Genomic DNA, 15,207 nt, shown 5'->3' on the forward strand with positions numbered 1-15,207 from the left:
CCTTCGCCGTTTTTTGGTCATGCTTCCCGCCACAACCGGACCGTCCCCATGCCCCGCAAGCCCGATCCACGGTCGTTTCCGATCGCCGTTCTTCTGACCGCGCTGGTCGCCTTCGGCCCGGTCTCGACCGACATGTACCTGCCGTCGCTGCCGGCCATGACGCGGGCGTTCGAGACCAGCGTGTCGATGGTGCAGTTGACGCTGTCGGTGTTCACCGCCGGGTTCGCCTTCGGGATGCTGTTCTACGGGCCCCTGTCGGACCGCTTCGGGCGGCTGCCGGTCCTGATGGGCGGTGTGACGCTCTACGTCGCCGCCAGCGTGGTCTGCATGGTCGCCCCCACCATCGAGGCCCTGCTGGCCGGCCGCTTCCTCCAGGCGCTGGGCGCCTGCGCGGGGCCGGTGCTTGGCCGGGCCATCGTGCGCGATGTCTACGACCGGGCGGAAGCGGCGCGGATGCTGTCGTACATGGCGGCCGCCATGGCGCTGGCTCCGGCGGTGGCGCCGCTGATCGGCGGCGGCCTGCACGCGGCGTTCGGCTGGCAGTCGAACTTCGTCGTGCTGACGGGGTTCGGCGTGGTCATCCTGGCAGCGGTCTGGGTGGCGCTGCAGGAGACCAACCGACACCGCGACCCGCACGCGCTGCGGCCGTCGCGCATCATCGCCAACTTCCTGCACCTTCTGAAAAGCCGCGCCTTCATGGGGCATACGGCCTGCGTGGCGCTGGCCTTCGGCGGGCTGTTCAGCTTCATCTCGGGCTCGTCCTTCGTGGTGATCGATGTGCTGGGGGTGAAGCCGGGCTATTTCGGCTTTGCCTTCATGGCCGTCGTCATCGGCTACATCACCGGCGCCTTCGGCGGCGGGCGGCTGACCGGCCGGCTGGGGATCGAGCGCATGCTGTTCATCGGCAGCCTGCTGGTCGCCGCCGCGGGCACCACGGCCATGGCGCTGGCCTGGGCGGGGGTGGAGACGGTGGTGGCGGTGATCGCGCCGATCTCCGTCTATTTCCTGGGTGCGGCGCTGGTCATGCCCAACGGCACCGCCGGCGCCATCGGTCCCTTTCCGCGCATGGCGGGTGCCGCCTCGTCGCTGCTGGGCTTCCTGCAGATGGGCATGGGCTCGTTGACGGGCTATCTGGTGGGGCTGCTCCACGACGGCACGACGCGGGTCATGACCACCTCCATCGGCCTCATGGGACTGGCGACGCTGGGGGTGTTCCTGCTGGCCGTGCGGGGTCTTCGCGAGGGCGAGGAACCGGCCGAGGCGGCGAAAAAGCCGTCCTGACCGCAGACGCGGAAACGGCGCCGGAGTGCTCCGGCGCCGTTTCTCCCCTCTTCCCCCGACCGAAGCCGGTTGATTACTGCACGCGGATCATGACGCGGCGGTTCTGCGGCTCGCGCACGCCGTCGGCGGTGGGCACCAGCGGCTGGGTCTCGCCTTCGGCCTCGATCGCCATGTCGCGCTGGGGCACGCCCTGGGCGGTCAGATAGTTGGCGACCGTTTCGGCCCGGCGCATGGAGAGGCGCATGTTGTAGTCGCTGGGACCCGAACGGTCGGCGTGGCCGGTGACGTTCACCATGGTCGGCTGACCGTCCTGGGCGGTGGCGGCCGCCTGGTTCAGCACCTGTTGCGCCTCCGGGGTCAGGTTGGCGCTGTCGAACTCGAAGAAGACCAGGTAGTCGCTGGGCTGCACGGGTTCCGGCGCGGGCTCGGGCGCCGGCTGGGCGACGGGCTGCTCGACGGCCGGCGGCGGCGGGGGCGCGCCGAAGGTGAAGCGCACGCCAAGCACCACGTTGTGGGTGTTGTACTCGGTGTCGAAGGTGCTGCCGCCGGTTTCCAGTTCCACCTCGGGAACGCTGAAGTAGCGGTAGTCCAGCGTCAGGTCGGTGTTGGCGCCCAGGCTGTAGGAGGCGCCCGCGATGCCCTGCCAGGCGAACCCGAGTTCGCCCTCATCGATGGTGGTGGCGCCGGCCGTGACGTCGTCGAAGGCCACGCGGGCCGCACCGGCACCGGCACCGACGTAGGGCTTGAAGGGCAGGCCGAAGTCGATGTCGTAAAGCACGTTCACCATGCCGGCCATGGTCTTCACCTCGCCGCCCAGGTCGGTGCCGCCGATGGCGTCGGCCTGGTTCTGGCGCCAGGAGAACTCGAGTTCGGTACGCAGGCCGTTGCCCCAGGCGTAGCCCAGGCTGCCGAGCGCCCCCCAGCCTTCATCCCACTCGACATCGCCGTCGAAGGTGGTGCCGGGCGCCTCTTCGGTGTCGGAATCCTGGGGCATGACATAGATGCCGCCCAGGCCGACATAGGGCCCCTGCTTGCTCTCTTGGGCCAGCGCCGGCGCGGCGGCGGTAAGCGCCAGGGCGGAGGCGCCCAGGACAACCTGAACGGAACGTTTCATGGCACGCGGTCCTCTTCGTCTCGATCCCGCCGTGGCATTTTCGCCACGGTCGATTTCTGTGATTGCTGCGGTGCGACGGTCTCGGGGTCGCCGTGCCTAAACGGTGCGATTGCCCGGGCCGCCTTTCAAGATGGAGAACGACGCCGGCGCGCCCGAGGTCCGTGCCCGCCGCGCATTCCCCGGCGCCTGTTGCCGCGTTGCAACAGAAGTGTGGCGCAATGGTGTCGCGAAGGTGGTAGACCGTAGGCCGCCCGGACGCGGGCATGAAAAAGGGGCGCCCCGACGGGACGCCCCTTCGTCTTGCGCGGTCCGACTCGGGTCAGCGCGGCTCCAGGCGGATGGCGCCGTCGAGGCGGATGGTCTCGCCGTTCAGCATGATGTTGTCGCAGATGGACAGCACCAGCTTGGCGTATTCCTCGGGCTTGCCCAGGCGCTTGGGATACAGCGTCTTGGCCAGCAGGGCGTCGAGGGTTTCCTGCGGCAGATTGTTGAACATCGGCGTCTCGAAGATGCCCGGCGCGATGCACATGACGCGCACGCCCTTGGGCGCGAACTCGCGCGCGGCCGGCAGGGTCAGCGAGGCGACGCCGCCCTTGGACGCCGAGTAGGCCGACTGGCCGAACTGGCCCTCGAAGGCGGCGATGGACGTGGTGTTGATGATGACACCGCGCTCGCCCTCGTTCATCTCCTCCAGCGTGAGCATGTCGGCGGCGGCCTGGCTCATGACGTTGAAGGTGCCGATCAGGTTGATCTGAACGACGCGGCTGAAGGCGTCCAGGTCCATCGGACCCTCGCGGCCGACGATGCGGCCGCCGTGAACGACGCCGGCGCAGTTGACGCAGATGCGCGCCGGCCCGTGGGCGTCGCGGCCCTTGGCGATGGCGTCCTTGACGCTATCGGCGCTGGTCACGTCGCACGCCGCGGCGAGGCCACCGATTTCCTTGGCGACGGCTTCCAGCTTTTCGGCGTCGCGGTCCAGCAGCGTGACCTTGGCACCGGCGGCGGCCAGCGCCGTGGCGGTGGCGCGACCCAGGCCCGATGCGGCGCCGGTGACGATGGCGGCCTGCCCCTTGACGTCCATGTGTATTCCTCCTGGCTTATTTTGCGTTTTCCGGATGCGGTCTTGCATACCAGATTCCGCCCCGGCCCGGAAGCGGCAGGTTTACGTTCGCGTCAACTGGAGAGACAGGGCCATTGCGGCGGAGCGGGGCGCGCCTATTCGGCCGGCGTGTCCGTAGCGCTGGGGGGCGGCGGGGCCTGTTTCTTCACCCGTGCCTCGCGCAGCAGGATGTAGAGCGTCGACCCCGCGATCACCGCCGCGCCGGCCAGCGTCAGCCACGACGGCTGCTCGGCGAACAGGAAGAAGCCCAGCGCCCAGGCGATGGGGATCTGGAAGTAGTCGAAGGGCACCACGATGGTCGCATCCGCCAGGCGGTAGGCCCGCAACACGCAGTACTGCCCGATGGTGCCCACCGTACCGACAGCCGCCAGCAGGGCGAGCTGTTCCCAGCCGGGCGTGATCCACACCGGCGCGGCGGCGACGCCGGTCACGACGCACGAGGCGATGGAGAACCACGCCAGCATGGTCAGCGGCCGTTCGGTCGTCGACATGCGCTTGATGATGGTGATGACGCAGGCCATCAGGAACGCCGCCATGAGCGCCGCCCAGGCGGCGTCGTTCATGGCGCCGACGTCGGGCCGCAGGATCATCAGCACGCCGCCGAACCCGCAGGCCGTCGCCAGCCAGCGGCGCCAGCGCACGGCCTCGCCCAGGAAGAACACCGCCAGCACGATCAGGAACAGCGGCCGCGCGTAGGCCAGCGCGGTGGCGGCGGCCAGTTCCATGTGCGTGATGGCGTAGAAGATGCACAGCATGGTCGCCGAGCCGAACAGCACGCGCAGAAGGTGCATTCCGGGCCGCTTCGTCGCCAGAACGGTGACGACACCGCCGCCGAACAGGAAGGGCGACAGCGCCAGCAGTCCGAACAGGCAGCGGAAGAACGCCACCTCGAAGGCGTGCAGGCCGCTGGCCCCGGCGAACTTGATGCCCGCGCCCATGAAGCCGAAGGCGATGGAGCCGGTGACTATCCACAGCACGCCGCGCAGGTTCTCCGGCAGGCGCTCCGCCATCAGGGCGAAGGGCTGTTGCGCGCGGTCGAACAGCGAGGGCATGGAGGCTCCGGTGGTGGTGAAGGACATCCCTACATTGAGGAGCACGGAGCCCCCGCGCCAGGGCCACTCCCCGGCCGGCACGGCTGCCATGCCGTCAGGACAGGGCGCGGCCGAGGGCGGCGGTGACCTCGGCAACGGGCAGGTCGGCCAGGTCGTCGCGTTGCAGCGTTTCCACCCGCATGGCCCAGGGTCGGCACTCCACCGGGTCGGACTCGCGGGAGAACAGCACCACGCTCGGGCAGCCGGCCACCGCGATCAGGTGCATGGGACCGGTATCGTTGCCGATGGCCGCCCGCGCCCGCCGCGCCAGGGCTGCCAGCTGCCCGAAATCGGTGCGTCCCCGGAGGGAGACGGCCTCGGGCACTGCGCCGGTGATGGCGTCCAGCGCGTCGGCCTCCTTGTCCGTGCCGATCAGCACCGGCGTCGCGCCGGTCTCCAGGGCGTGGCGGGCGGCGGCGATGAACAACGCCGACGGGGCCCGCTTGGCCGGCCGTTGCGGCGCGCCGCCGGGCACCATCAGCACAAGCGGGCCGTCGGGCAGCCCCAGCCCCGACAGGTCGCCGTCCAGGAAGGACAGGTCGGACTGCGGCGGAACGGCGGTGATGCCGGCGGCGGCGAGCTGGTCGGTATAGCGCACGGCGGCGTGGCGGCGCGGCTCGCGCGGGTCGGGCAGAGAATGGCTCGCGCCCTTGAAGATGCCGTTCCACTCCAGCCCCGGCCGCCCCAGCCGCATGACGTGGAACATCAGCTTCGTGCGGTCGTTGCGCTGCAGGTCGTAGACCCGGTCGAAGCGTTGCCGCCGCAGGTCGCGGGCGAGCGCCAGCTGTCCGCCGAAGCCCTTGGGTCGGCCGTCGTCGCGCACGGCATCGAACAGCCCGCAGGCCCGCCCCATGCCGGCGAAGGCGGGGGTCGTCAGCAGGGTGATGTGCGCGTCGGGGTGGGCGTCGCGCACCGCCTTCATGTGGGCCAGTGCCACGATAAAGTCGCCGAAGGCGCCCAGCTTGATGAGCAGGATGCGGCGCGGCGCGGGCTGTGCGGAAGAAGCGGAGGACGGCATGGGGCTTCCATACCCCATCGCGCGGACGGCCTCAACGGCCACGCGCGGCGGATGCGGGCGGGCGCGCGCCGCCGGGGCTTTGACCCCGCCGCCCCCTGTGCTATAGCGCGCGCACGATTTCCTCCCCGTTCATCACATCAGGGCACAGGGCCGATGACCATGCACACTCCCGTCCGCAGGGCGCTGCTTTCCGTTTCCGACAAGACCGGGCTGGTCGATTTCGCGAAGTTCCTGGAGTCGCGCGGCGTCGACATCCTGTCCACCGGCGGCACGGCCAAGGCCATGCGCGATGCCGGGGTGGCGGTGACCGACGTGTCGGACTTCACCGGTTTCCCGGAAATGCTGGACGGCCGCGTTAAGACTCTGCACCCCAAGGTGCACGGCGGCATCCTGGGCATCCGCGGCAATGCCGAACACGAATCGGCCATGGCCGAGCACGGCATCGCGCCCATCGACCTGGTGGTGGTGAACCTCTACCCGTTCGAGGAAACGGTGGCGAAGGGGGCCGACTTCGACACCTGCATCGAGAACATCGACATCGGCGGCCCCGGCATGATCCGCGCCGCCGCCAAGAACCACGCCGCCGTCACCGTGGTCGTCGACCCCGAGGACTATGACGCCGTGAAGGAGGCCATGGAGGCCAACGACGGCGACACCACGCCGGCGCTGCGCAAGCGCCTGGCCGCCACGGCCTACGCCCGCACCGGCGCCTATGACGCCGCCATTTCGGGCTGGTTCGCGCGTCAGGTGGGCGACGAGCTGCCGCGCCGCTTCTCCCTCGGCGGCCTGCGCAAGCAGACGCTGCGCTATGGCGAGAACCCGCACCAGCAGGCCGCCTTCTACACCACCGGCGAGGCGCGTCCCGGCGTTGCCACGGCCGAGCAGGTGCAGGGCAAGGAGCTGTCCTACAACAATCTGAACGACACCGACGCCGCGTTTGAGCTGGCCGCCGAGTTCGACGAGCCGGCGGTTGCCATCATCAAGCACGCCAACCCCTGCGGCGTGGCCGTCGGCGGCAGCATCGTGGAGGCCTACAAGCGCGCGCTGGCCTGCGACCCGGTGTCGGCCTTCGGCGGCATCGTCGCCATCAACCGCCCCATCGACAAGGCGGCGGCCGAGGAGATCACCAAGATCTTCACCGAGGTCGTCATCGCCCCCGACGCCGACGAGGACGCCCGCGCCGTCTTCGCCGCCAAGAAGAACCTGCGCCTTCTGCTGACCGGCGGCATGCCCGATCCGGCCGAACCGGGCCTGACGCTGAAGACCCTGTCCGGCGGCTTCCTGGTGCAGAGCCGCGACGCCGGCCGCGTGACGGAGAGCGAGCTGACGGTCGCGACGAAGCGCCAGCCCGACGAGCGCGAGATGCGCGACATGCTCATCGCATTTCGCATCTGCAAGCACGTCAAGTCCAACGCCATCATCTACGTCAAGGACGGCGCGACGGTGGGCATCGGCGCCGGCCAGATGAGCCGCGTCGACAGCGCCCGCATCGCCGCCGCCAAGGCCAAGGACGCCGCCGAGGCCGCCGGCGCCGAGCAGCCGGCGACCGTGGGCTCGGTGGTGGCGTCGGACGCCTTCTTCCCGTTCGCCGACGGTCTGCTGGCGGCGGCGGAAGCGGGCGCGACGGCCGTCATCCAGCCGGGCGGCTCCATGCGCGACGACGAGGTGGTGAAGGCCGCCGACGAAAAGGGCCTCGCCATGGTGATGACGGGCATGCGCCACTTCCGTCACTGATCGCGCGGCGTCCCGGCGCGAACGCGAAAAACCCCGGCTGCCCGAGTGGCGGCCGGGGTTTTTTCATGAGGCCGGCGGCGGATGCGCCGGGGCCCGGAAACACCCCGGCCCCGTGGGCGGGGTATCCACGGGGCCGGGGCTTGCATGTTCACTCGGGTATGAGGAAATCACGCGGGGTACGGTTGGATAACAGACCGCCGGGTATAATGTTCCAGCGGCGGACTCAATTTTATGCAAATGCCTCTTCCCATGTGCCCTGGGTCGCAGCTTTTGAATACTCGGTCGCGCGATTCTCGAAGAAGTTGGTATGCTCAACCGCGTTCAGCATGGCGTCCAGCCAGGGCAGCGGGTTGCGCTCGATGTTGAACAGGGGCTCCATGCCCAACTGCGTCAGGCGGCGGTCGGCGATGTAGCGGATGTAGATCTTCACGTCCTCGGGCGTCAGGCCCTCCACCGCGCCCAGCTCGAACGCCAGGTCGATGAAGGCGTCCTCGTGGTGGAGGATGGTCTTGCAGGCCTCCACCAGCTCCGCCTCGATCTTCGCACGGTCCACGTCGGGATTTTCCGACAGGAAGGTGCGGTAGAGGCGGATGATGGAGTTGCAGTGCAGGGTCTCGTCGCGCACCGACCACGTGACGATCTGCCCCATCCCCTTCATCTTGTTGAAGCGCGGGAAGTTCAGCAGGATCGCGAAGCTCGCGAACAGTTGCAGCCCTTCCGTGAAGGCGCCGAAGACGGCCAGGGTCTTGGCGATGTCCTCCTTCGTGTCCACCCCCCACACCTGCATGTAGTCGTACTTGTCCTTCATCTGCTTGTAGTCGAGGAAGGCCGAGTACTCGGTGGTGGGCATCCCGATGGTGTCGAGCAGGTGCGAATAGGCGGCGATGTGGATCGTCTCCATGTTGGAGAACGCCGCCAGCATCATCTGCACTTCCGTCGGCTTGAACACGCGGGTGTAGTGCCGCATGTAGCAGTTGTTCACCTCGATGTCCGACTGGGTGAAGAAGCGGAAGATCTGCGTCATCAGGTGACGCTCGCTGTCGGACAGCTTGTGGTGCCAGTCCTTCACGTCATCGGCCAGCGGCACTTCCTCCGGCAGCCAGTGAATCTGCTGCTGGAGAAGCCAGGCGTCGTAGCACCAGGGATAGGCAAACGGCTTGTAGACGGGCTTGGAGTCGAGGAGGGACATGGAACCACCTGTGGCGCGCGAGGGCGTCTGAAGTCTGTGCGAAACGAAGTGTGCGCGGGCGCCCGGCCTTACTGGCAGGCCAGGCACTCGTCGTAGTCGGGGCCGTCGTCCTTGCCGCCGCCGTTGGACGGGTTGGCGCCCGAGGGCAGGGCGGCGGAGGCGACGAGGTCCCGCAGCCCGTCGGGCACCGCCTTGTCGGCGACCACCTCGGCGCGCTGGATGGACTTCGACCGGCAGTAGTACAGGCTCTTCACGCCCTTCTTCCACGCCTGGAAATGCAACTGGTGCAGGTCGCGCTTGTGGGCGTTGGCCGGCAGGAAGATGTTCACCGACTGGCTCTGGTCGATGAAGGGCGTGCGGTCGGCCGCCAGGTCCACCACCCAGCGCTGGTCCAACTCGAACGCCGTCTTGAAGATGGCCTTCTCGTCATCCGACAGGAAGTCCAGGTGCTGGACGGAGCCCTCGCGCACCGTGATCGACGTCCAGGTGTCCTCGTCGTCGCGGCCCTTCTCGGCCAGCAGGGCCTTGAGGTAGGGGCTGCGCACGTTGAAGGAGCCCGACAGCGTCTTGTGGGTGTAGCTGTTGGCCGCCACCGGCTCGATCCCCGGCGAGGTGCCGCCGCAGATGATGGAGATGGACGCCGTCGGCGCGATGGCGGTCTTGTGGCTGAACCGCTCCATCATGCCGTAGTCGGCGGCGTCGGGGCAGGGGCCGCGCTCGACGGCCAGCGCGCGGCTGGCGGCATCGACGCCCGCCTTGATGTGCTTGAAGATGGTGCGGTTCCACACCTTCGACATCACCGATTCGAACGGGATGCGGTTCTTCTGCAAAAAGCTGTGGAAGCCCATGACGCCCAGGCCCACCGACCGCTCGCGCATGGCCGAATAGCGGGCCTTCATCATGCTGTCGGGGGCGCGGTCGATGAAGTCCTGGATCACGTTGTCCAGGAACCGCATGACGTCCTCGATGAAGCGCGGCTCGTCCTTCCACTCCTCCCAGGTTTCCAGGTTGAGCGACGACAGGCAGCAGACGGCGGTGCGGTCCATGCCCATGTGGTCGCGGCCCGTTGGCAGGGTGATTTCGGCGCACAGGTTGGACGTCTTCACCCGCAGGCCGGCGAGCTTGTGGTGCTCCGGCTGCTGGCGGGCGACGGTGTCGCTGAAGATCATGTAGGGCTCGCCCGTCTCGATGCGGGCCAGCAGCATGCGGATCCACAGCGCGCGCGCCTTGATGGTGCGCACCACGTGGCCGTCCTTGGGGCTGATGAGCGCCCAGTCGGAGTCGCTTTCCACCGCCCGCATGAAGGCGTCCGACAGCAGGATGCCGTGGTGCAGGTTGGGCGCCTTGCGGTTGGGGTCGCCGCCGGTGGGGCGGCGGATTTCCACGAATTCCTCGATCTCGGGGTGGTCGCAAGGCAGGTACACCGCCGCCGAGCCGCGCCGCAAGCTGCCTTGCGAGATCGCCAGCGTCAGGCTGTCCATGACGCGGATAAAGGGCACCACGCCCGAGGTCTTGCCGACTGACCCCACCGGCTCGCCGATGGAGCGCAGGTTGCCCCAGTAGCTGCCGATGCCGCCGCCGCGCGCGGCCAGCCAGACGTTTTCCGTCCACAGGCCCACGATGCCGTCCAGGCTGTCGTCGGCTTCATTGAGGAAGCACGAGATGGGCAGGCCGCGCGTGGTGCCGCCGTTGGACAGCACCGGCGTCGCCGGCATGAACCACAGCTTGCTCATGTAGTCGTACAGGCGCTGGGCGTGGGCGTCGTCGTCGCCATAGGCCGACGCGACCCGCGCGAACAGGTCCTGGAAGCTTTCGCCCGGCAGCAGATAACGGTCTTCAAGCACCGCCTTGCCGAAGTCGGTCAGCCGGTCGTCACGGCTGTGATCGACCTGGACCCGGGGGCCTTCCGAAACCTGCACAACGTCTAGCACGACCACTGTCCTCCACTAAGATCAGGCGCAAGGAAGCCTGTTGGCGCCCCGCCCGGCCGGGGCGGCGGCGCCGTGAGACTGCCGGGGCGCGATACCCGCGCCGGTCAAGCCTGATGATATGTTCCCCAAGGCCCCGAAGCCGGTCGGTCCCAGAACGCCGGCCGTCAGGGTTATCTATATATGGTATTCATTCCGCGCCCCACGTCAATATCTGGAGACGTCGGGGTTTACGAAGTCACATCACGGCCGGATCAACCGTCCCCCATTTCGGTGGTCAGCACCCGGCGCGACTGCCCCGTCGCCGCATCCTGGGTCGGCTCGGCGCCGCAGGAGGGGCAGGGGCCTTCGCAGGTTTCGGCGATGGCGGCCAGCAGTTCTTCCGAATACGGCGGCTCGCCCATCTTCTCGGTGTGGCCGCAGGCCAGGCAGCGGATGCGCGTAACCTTGGCGTGCTTGGGCCGGTGCGTGGACAGCACCGACGTCATGTCACCGCCGGCGGGTCGGTCGTCGGACAGGGCGGCGGGGCGGTGGCGCTCCTGCAGGCCGACGATGCGCTTGCCGGTCCAGGCGGCCATGGCGCGGGCGACGGCCAGCGCGTCGTCCACCTTGCGCGGCTTCGCACCGTTGCGCAGCGCGTTGAAGGCCCAGAACTCCACCACTTCCTGCGCGACGACGTCGGAGGCCACGAGGCAGAACACCGGCTCCTCCGGGTGGCAGCTGCGCAGCACACCGTTGGGATTGTTGCGCTCCACATGGGCGGTGCGAACCGTCGGCAGCTCGCCGGAGAGCCGGGGCTGCGGCAGGCGCTTGTCGAGCCAGGCCTCCATGGCGCGGCGCTGGCGGTCGGCGCGCTCCAGCTTGTCCTCGGGAACGCCGCGGTTGCGGGCGCAGAACTCCCAGTAGGCGACGGTGGTGCTGGCGACCATGTCGCGGGCGCGCAGCACGAACACCGGCTCGTCCAGGCGGGCGGTGTTCACGGTGCTGTCGGGCGCCGTCAGTTCGTCGCGGGCGGAGACATAGCGGATGCGGGCGCGCAGTTCGCGGGCCGCGGAGTCCAGCGAATCCGTCGCGTCGCCCGGAAGCGGGTCGGTCGTCATCGGGGGAGCCTCATGTTGACCTGATGTGCGGGCGGCGGATATTGACGATCGGACGCGCCCCGCGCAAGCCTTTGCGAATCGGGGGAAGCGGGGATAACCCGAAAGTTCCGCGCGAACCAAGGAGTTGCCGGGCGATGTTGAAAAAGCTGTTCACGCTGGCGGCCGGCGCAGTAACGGCCGCCGTCGCGGCCTGCGGCGACGCGCCCCGCGTCACCACCCGCTACATGGACCCGACGGGCACCTGGGACGAGATGAAGGGGGCGGCGGCGCGCGGGCCGATTCTCGCCGGCGTGGTCAACGCGCCCTGGGGCGCCGACGCGCCCGCCGAGCAGATGATCCTCGGCCACATGGCGCGCGCAATCACCGGCTACGACCGCCTGCGCTTTACCACTGACCCGGCGGCGGCGGGGCACCCGGACTATGCGGTACGGGTGGCCTTCAACCCGCCCACCAGCTTCCCCGGCGGCCGCCTGTGCGAGGGCGAGCAGCCCGCCGCGGCGCCCGGTGAGCGCCTGTACGCCCTGGCCGTCTTCTGCCAGCGCGGGCGGGTGAAGGCCGAGGTTCACGGCTCCGTCGGCGGCGACCCGGCGGACCTGACGCCGGACAGCGAGCCCGTGCGCATGCTCATGAGCCAGCTTTCCCTGGCCCTGTTCCGGAAGGCACGCGATTGATCGACGTCCCCGCCGGCTGGCACGACGCCCTCGCGGCGGTGGAGGCCGGCGCCGCCCGCCTGGTGGTCATCGGCGGCCCCGACGCCGGCAAGAGCACCTTCTGCCGCTGGCTGTCCGAAGAGACGGCGGCACGCGGATACGCGCCGGCGTTTCTGGACGCCGACCCCGGCCAGCCCGATGTCGGCCCGCCCGCCTGCCTCGCCCGGCGGGATGGCGACCGGCCGGCCGTGCTCGCCTTCCTGGGCGTGGTGGAGCCCATGAGCCGCCGCCCGGTGCTTCTGGACCATGCGCGCGCGCTGGCGACGGCCCCCGCGCATCCGCTCATCGTCAACACCTGCGGCTTCATCCGCGGCCCCGGCCGCTTCCTTCAGCGCGACACGGCGCGGGCGGTGGGCGCGGACCTTGCGGTGGCGCTGGAGCCGGAGGACACCCTTGCCCCATTGCGCGAGGCCCTGGCGCCGCTGCCCGTGCTGGCACTCCCCCGCAGCGCCCACGTCCGCCGCCGCTCCCAGGCCCGCCGCCGCGCCGCGCGGGCGGCCGCCTTCGCCGCGCACTTCGAAGGGGCCCCGGTGCTGGAGGTCCCGCGCGAGGGACTGACGCTGGAGGACTGCGGCGCCGGAACCGTGGAGGTGGATCGCCTGCCACCGCGCCTGCTGTGCGGCGTGGCGGATGCGGCGGGGCGGGATGTGGCGCTGGCCCTGTTCCTGGAGGCGACGGAGGCGGCGGTGCGGCTGCTGACGCCGGCGGCGAGGGTGGAGCGGTTGCGCCTCGGCGGGGTGGTGGTGGAGGCAGAGGCGTGGCGGGATGCGCCGGTGCTGCCGCTTGGCCGTGCGTTTTCCTGACGGCCGCACCCAATCACAAAGTAGTGGAGTCCGAGGGCTTCCGCCCCGAGCGGGGTTCGGGGCCGGTCCCAGGCACGCAGCGCTCCGACGCTCACCCGCCCATCACGCGGCAATACTGCCCGGCGTCCTTGATCCGCGCGCAGGCTTCCGCCGCCGTCATGCCCTCCGGCGGCAGGCCCATGACGCGCACGTAGCGGCCTTTCTCCGGCAGGTCCACGGGCAGATACCGCACCGTCCAGTCGCGCAGCATGGGGACGCGGGCGGTGATGGCCCGCCATTCCTCCTCCGCCGCTTCGCGCGACCGGAGCGACGCCAGGTGGACCACCGGGCCGCCGCCGCCCGTCTGTGCGGCCCGGCGCTCGGCGGGTGTCTGGTCCGCCATCTCGCGTAGTTCGGCGCGGGTGGGGCCGAGGACTTCCCTGGGCGGCAGGGCGGTGCTCTGCTCCTCGGACGTGGTCGCTGGCGCGGGCGCCGGGGGCTCGGCTTCGGAGGTCTCCGCCTGCTCATCCTCCTCCGCCACCGGTCCGCCGATCACCACCGTTCCCGCCGCCGCGGCCGGAGCGCCCGGCGTCAGCACACGGTTGTAGCGGGCCTCGGCGACGGCGGCCAGGCGGTCGGCGACGCGGGGGTCGTCTTCCCGGCGCATGACGACGTAGGCGTCCTTGTAGCGCCCCACCAGCGCGCCGTCCTCGCGCAGGGCGTAACCGTCGAACGCCGCGCCGTCGCAGTAGACGGTGACCGCCGTCAGCGGCACGTCCGGGCCGCGCCGGCCCAGCCAGTCGTTGCCGAAGCCGAACCAGTCGGCCGCGCTGGTGCCCTTGATCTCGTAGACCGGCCGCGGACAGTTGCGGCCCAGCGGGTCGGTGATCTGCTCGGGCGAGACGCGCATGGCCTGGTTTTCCAGCGCCTGCCGCTCCTGCGCCGAAGGCAGGCGGGTGCCGCTGTCGTAGACGCCGGCCACCAGCCACGTCCCCGCCAGGTCCGAGGGCGGGATGTCCGTGCGCTGGGCGCAGGAGGTGGCGGCAAGGGAGGCCAGGGCGGCGGTCGCCAGGAAGCGGAAGCGCATCAGAAGAAGTCCAGCAGAAGATAGCGCCGCCCGAGCGGCTGCACGGGGCGGGCGTTCATGGGAAACAGGCGCGCGAAGGACTCGATCTGCTCGGGCGCGGCCTCGATGGGGCGGGTGAAGACCAGCCAGCGCGCCGCCTCGGTGCAGGGCGGGCGGGTCAGGCTGCCCTGGTAGCGGAAGGTCTCCCGCTGGTCGTCGGGCGGCAGCAGGCGGTGCGGCGGGATCAGCGTCGGCAGGCTGACGCGCTCCCCGGCCTGCGCCGGCATGGCCTGGAAAATGGTCTGAAGGGTCGGGTTCAGCGCGCCCGAGCGCACGAAGACGGCGGCGATGGCATGGCCGCCGCCCAGTTCGTCCTCGTGCATGAAGTGGATTTCCAGCGGAAAGCCCCGGCCGTCGACCGTATGTTCGCTGGGATGATGGAAGTGGAAGCCGGTCATGCGAAAGCGCGCGCCCTCCAGCCCCAGGCCCAGGGTGGCGTAGGCGGTGGCCTCCACGGTGATGGTGTTGCCCGTGTTGGCGATGACCAGCGGCATGGCCGGCCAGTCGATGTCGGGGGTGGCCATCATCGATGGCGTGGCGCCGGACAGGTCGACGGGGCTCTGGCGCTCGCCGATGGCGCAGGTGCGCCAGGCGGGGTCGAGCGTCCCCCAGGCCTCCGGTCCGGTGGCGCCGCCATAGCTCCAGCTGTCGGCTTCCGCGGCCCCGGCCGGACGACCGGGGGCCAGCGCTGCGGCGCAGACAGGGCAGGCGGCGGCCGCGGCGGCCCGGGTCAGGAAGCGGCGCCGATCCATCATGTCTCCGTCTTTTCCCTTCCTTTCGAGGTCCGTTGCCATTATGGGCAGAGAAAAGCCTTTGGGAACAGCGCCGCGCGCACTGTACTCCTAAGGGCGCACCTGAGATTCGACCGGAGGAGGACGCGGTGACGGCAGGCGGGCTCGTGCTCGACACGCTGGTGATCATGGGGGCGGCGGTGGTGTTCGTTCCGCTGGCGACCCGCCTGGGGATGAGTTCCATCCTGGGCTACCTGGCGGCCGGTGCCGCCATCGGTCCCTG

The 15,207-nt window shown here is 69.9% G+C and carries 14 protein-coding genes (1 of these 14 only partly in view); 5 read left to right on the forward strand and 9 right to left on the reverse strand.

What is annotated here, in order from left to right:
* Positions 1–48: 48 nt before the first annotated feature.
* Entirely contained in the window at positions 49–1,281 is a 1,233-nt protein-coding gene (locus LG334_RS02270) for a multidrug effflux MFS transporter (protein WP_404382909.1), read from the forward strand.
* A gap of 73 nt (positions 1,282–1,354) precedes the next feature.
* Here LG334_RS02270 and LG334_RS02275 read toward each other — a convergent pair whose 3' ends face one another.
* The 4 genes from LG334_RS02275 to LG334_RS02290 form a co-directional block, all read right to left on the reverse strand.
* On the reverse strand, positions 1,355–2,395 hold the full coding sequence (locus LG334_RS02275; protein WP_404382911.1) for an OmpA family protein: 1,041 nt from the start codon (positions 2,393–2,395) through the stop codon (positions 1,355–1,357).
* Positions 2,396–2,714: 319 nt separating this feature from the next.
* Positions 2,715–3,476 (reverse strand): SDR family NAD(P)-dependent oxidoreductase, encoded by a 762-nt coding sequence (locus tag LG334_RS02280; RefSeq protein WP_404382913.1) that lies wholly within the window; start codon positions 3,474–3,476, stop codon positions 2,715–2,717.
* Positions 3,477–3,610: 134 nt separating this feature from the next.
* Positions 3,611–4,594 carry a DMT family transporter gene (locus LG334_RS02285; RefSeq protein ID WP_404382915.1) on the reverse strand — a complete coding sequence of 328 codons (984 nt, stop codon included), beginning with the start codon at positions 4,592–4,594 and terminating at the stop codon, positions 3,611–3,613.
* A 67-nt stretch (positions 4,595–4,661) separates the two neighbouring features.
* On the reverse strand, positions 4,662–5,624 hold the full coding sequence (locus tag LG334_RS02290; protein ID WP_404382917.1) for a glycosyltransferase family 9 protein: 963 nt from the start codon (positions 5,622–5,624) through the stop codon (positions 4,662–4,664).
* A gap of 153 nt (positions 5,625–5,777) precedes the next feature.
* Between LG334_RS02290 and purH the strand changes: the two genes are divergently transcribed.
* The gene (gene purH / locus LG334_RS02295; RefSeq protein WP_404382919.1) at positions 5,778–7,358 is read left to right on the forward strand and encodes a bifunctional phosphoribosylaminoimidazolecarboxamide formyltransferase/IMP cyclohydrolase; all 1,581 of its coding nucleotides are present in this window, start codon (positions 5,778–5,780) and stop codon (positions 7,356–7,358) included.
* A gap of 229 nt (positions 7,359–7,587) precedes the next feature.
* Here purH and LG334_RS02300 read toward each other — a convergent pair whose 3' ends face one another.
* The 3 genes from LG334_RS02300 to LG334_RS02310 form a co-directional block, all read right to left on the reverse strand.
* Positions 7,588–8,547, reverse strand: coding sequence for a ribonucleotide-diphosphate reductase subunit beta (locus LG334_RS02300; RefSeq protein WP_404382921.1), 960 nt, complete (start codon positions 8,545–8,547; stop codon positions 7,588–7,590).
* Positions 8,548–8,615: 68 nt separating this feature from the next.
* Positions 8,616–10,478: a ribonucleoside-diphosphate reductase subunit alpha gene (locus tag LG334_RS02305; protein WP_404382923.1), complete on the reverse strand. Its 1,863-nt coding sequence runs from the start codon at positions 10,476–10,478 to the stop codon at positions 8,616–8,618.
* Between the two features lie 251 nt (positions 10,479–10,729).
* Positions 10,730–11,575: a hypothetical protein gene (locus tag LG334_RS02310; protein WP_404382925.1), complete on the reverse strand. Its 846-nt coding sequence runs from the start codon at positions 11,573–11,575 to the stop codon at positions 10,730–10,732.
* A 134-nt stretch (positions 11,576–11,709) separates the two neighbouring features.
* Between LG334_RS02310 and LG334_RS02315 the strand changes: the two genes are divergently transcribed.
* A complete protein-coding gene (locus LG334_RS02315) occupies positions 11,710–12,246 on the forward strand; it encodes a hypothetical protein (RefSeq protein WP_404382927.1) in 537 nt (178 codons plus the stop codon).
* Positions 12,243–13,088: a Clp1/GlmU family protein gene (locus LG334_RS02320; protein WP_404382929.1), complete on the forward strand. Its 846-nt coding sequence runs from the start codon at positions 12,243–12,245 to the stop codon at positions 13,086–13,088. The genes LG334_RS02315 and LG334_RS02320 overlap by 4 nt, the downstream gene beginning before the upstream one ends.
* A 91-nt stretch (positions 13,089–13,179) precedes the next feature.
* Here LG334_RS02320 and LG334_RS02325 read toward each other — a convergent pair whose 3' ends face one another.
* Both LG334_RS02325 and LG334_RS02330 read right to left on the reverse strand, forming a co-directional pair.
* Positions 13,180–14,154 (reverse strand): hypothetical protein, encoded by a 975-nt coding sequence (locus LG334_RS02325; protein WP_404382931.1) that lies wholly within the window; start codon positions 14,152–14,154, stop codon positions 13,180–13,182.
* Positions 14,154–14,948, reverse strand: coding sequence for a carbonic anhydrase (locus tag LG334_RS02330; protein ID WP_404382933.1), 795 nt, complete (start codon positions 14,946–14,948; stop codon positions 14,154–14,156). Before LG334_RS02330 ends, LG334_RS02325 begins: the two co-directional genes overlap by 1 nt.
* A gap of 125 nt (positions 14,949–15,073) precedes the next feature.
* Here LG334_RS02330 and LG334_RS02335 point away from each other — a divergent pair, with 125 nt between their 5' ends.
* Positions 15,074–15,207: the start of a monovalent cation:proton antiporter-2 (CPA2) family protein gene (locus LG334_RS02335; RefSeq protein ID WP_404382935.1), read on the forward strand. 1,636 nt of this gene lie beyond the right edge of the window; 134 of the gene's 1,770 nt are visible here — the first part of the coding sequence; it begins with the start codon at positions 15,074–15,076; its stop codon lies beyond the right edge, outside the window.

It is taken from the genome of Caenispirillum salinarum (genome assembly GCF_044803115.1).
In the GTDB taxonomy this organism is placed as follows: domain Bacteria; phylum Pseudomonadota; class Alphaproteobacteria; order Rhodospirillales; family Rhodospirillaceae; genus Caenispirillum; species Caenispirillum salinarum_A.

Coding starts and splice junctions, on each gene's coding strand:
- LG334_RS02270 (WP_404382909.1), top strand. CDS start 49: ATGCCCCGCAAGCCCGATCCACGGTCGTTTCCGATCGCCGTTCTTCTG.
- LG334_RS02275 (WP_404382911.1), bottom strand. CDS start 2,395: ATGAAACGTTCCGTTCAGGTTGTCCTGGGCGCCTCCGCCCTGGCGCTT.
- LG334_RS02280 (WP_404382913.1), bottom strand. CDS start 3,476: ATGGACGTCAAGGGGCAGGCCGCCATCGTCACCGGCGCCGCATCGGGC.
- LG334_RS02285 (WP_404382915.1), bottom strand. CDS start 4,594: ATGTCCTTCACCACCACCGGAGCCTCCATGCCCTCGCTGTTCGACCGC.
- LG334_RS02290 (WP_404382917.1), bottom strand. CDS start 5,624: ATGCCGTCCTCCGCTTCTTCCGCACAGCCCGCGCCGCGCCGCATCCTG.
- purH (WP_404382919.1), top strand. CDS start 5,778: ATGACCATGCACACTCCCGTCCGCAGGGCGCTGCTTTCCGTTTCCGAC.
- LG334_RS02300 (WP_404382921.1), bottom strand. CDS start 8,547: ATGTCCCTCCTCGACTCCAAGCCCGTCTACAAGCCGTTTGCCTATCCC.
- LG334_RS02310 (WP_404382925.1), bottom strand. CDS start 11,575: ATGACGACCGACCCGCTTCCGGGCGACGCGACGGATTCGCTGGACTCC.
- LG334_RS02315 (WP_404382927.1), top strand. CDS start 11,710: ATGTTGAAAAAGCTGTTCACGCTGGCGGCCGGCGCAGTAACGGCCGCC.
- LG334_RS02325 (WP_404382931.1), bottom strand. CDS start 14,154: ATGCGCTTCCGCTTCCTGGCGACCGCCGCCCTGGCCTCCCTTGCCGCC.
- LG334_RS02330 (WP_404382933.1), bottom strand. CDS start 14,948: ATGATGGATCGGCGCCGCTTCCTGACCCGGGCCGCCGCGGCCGCCGCC.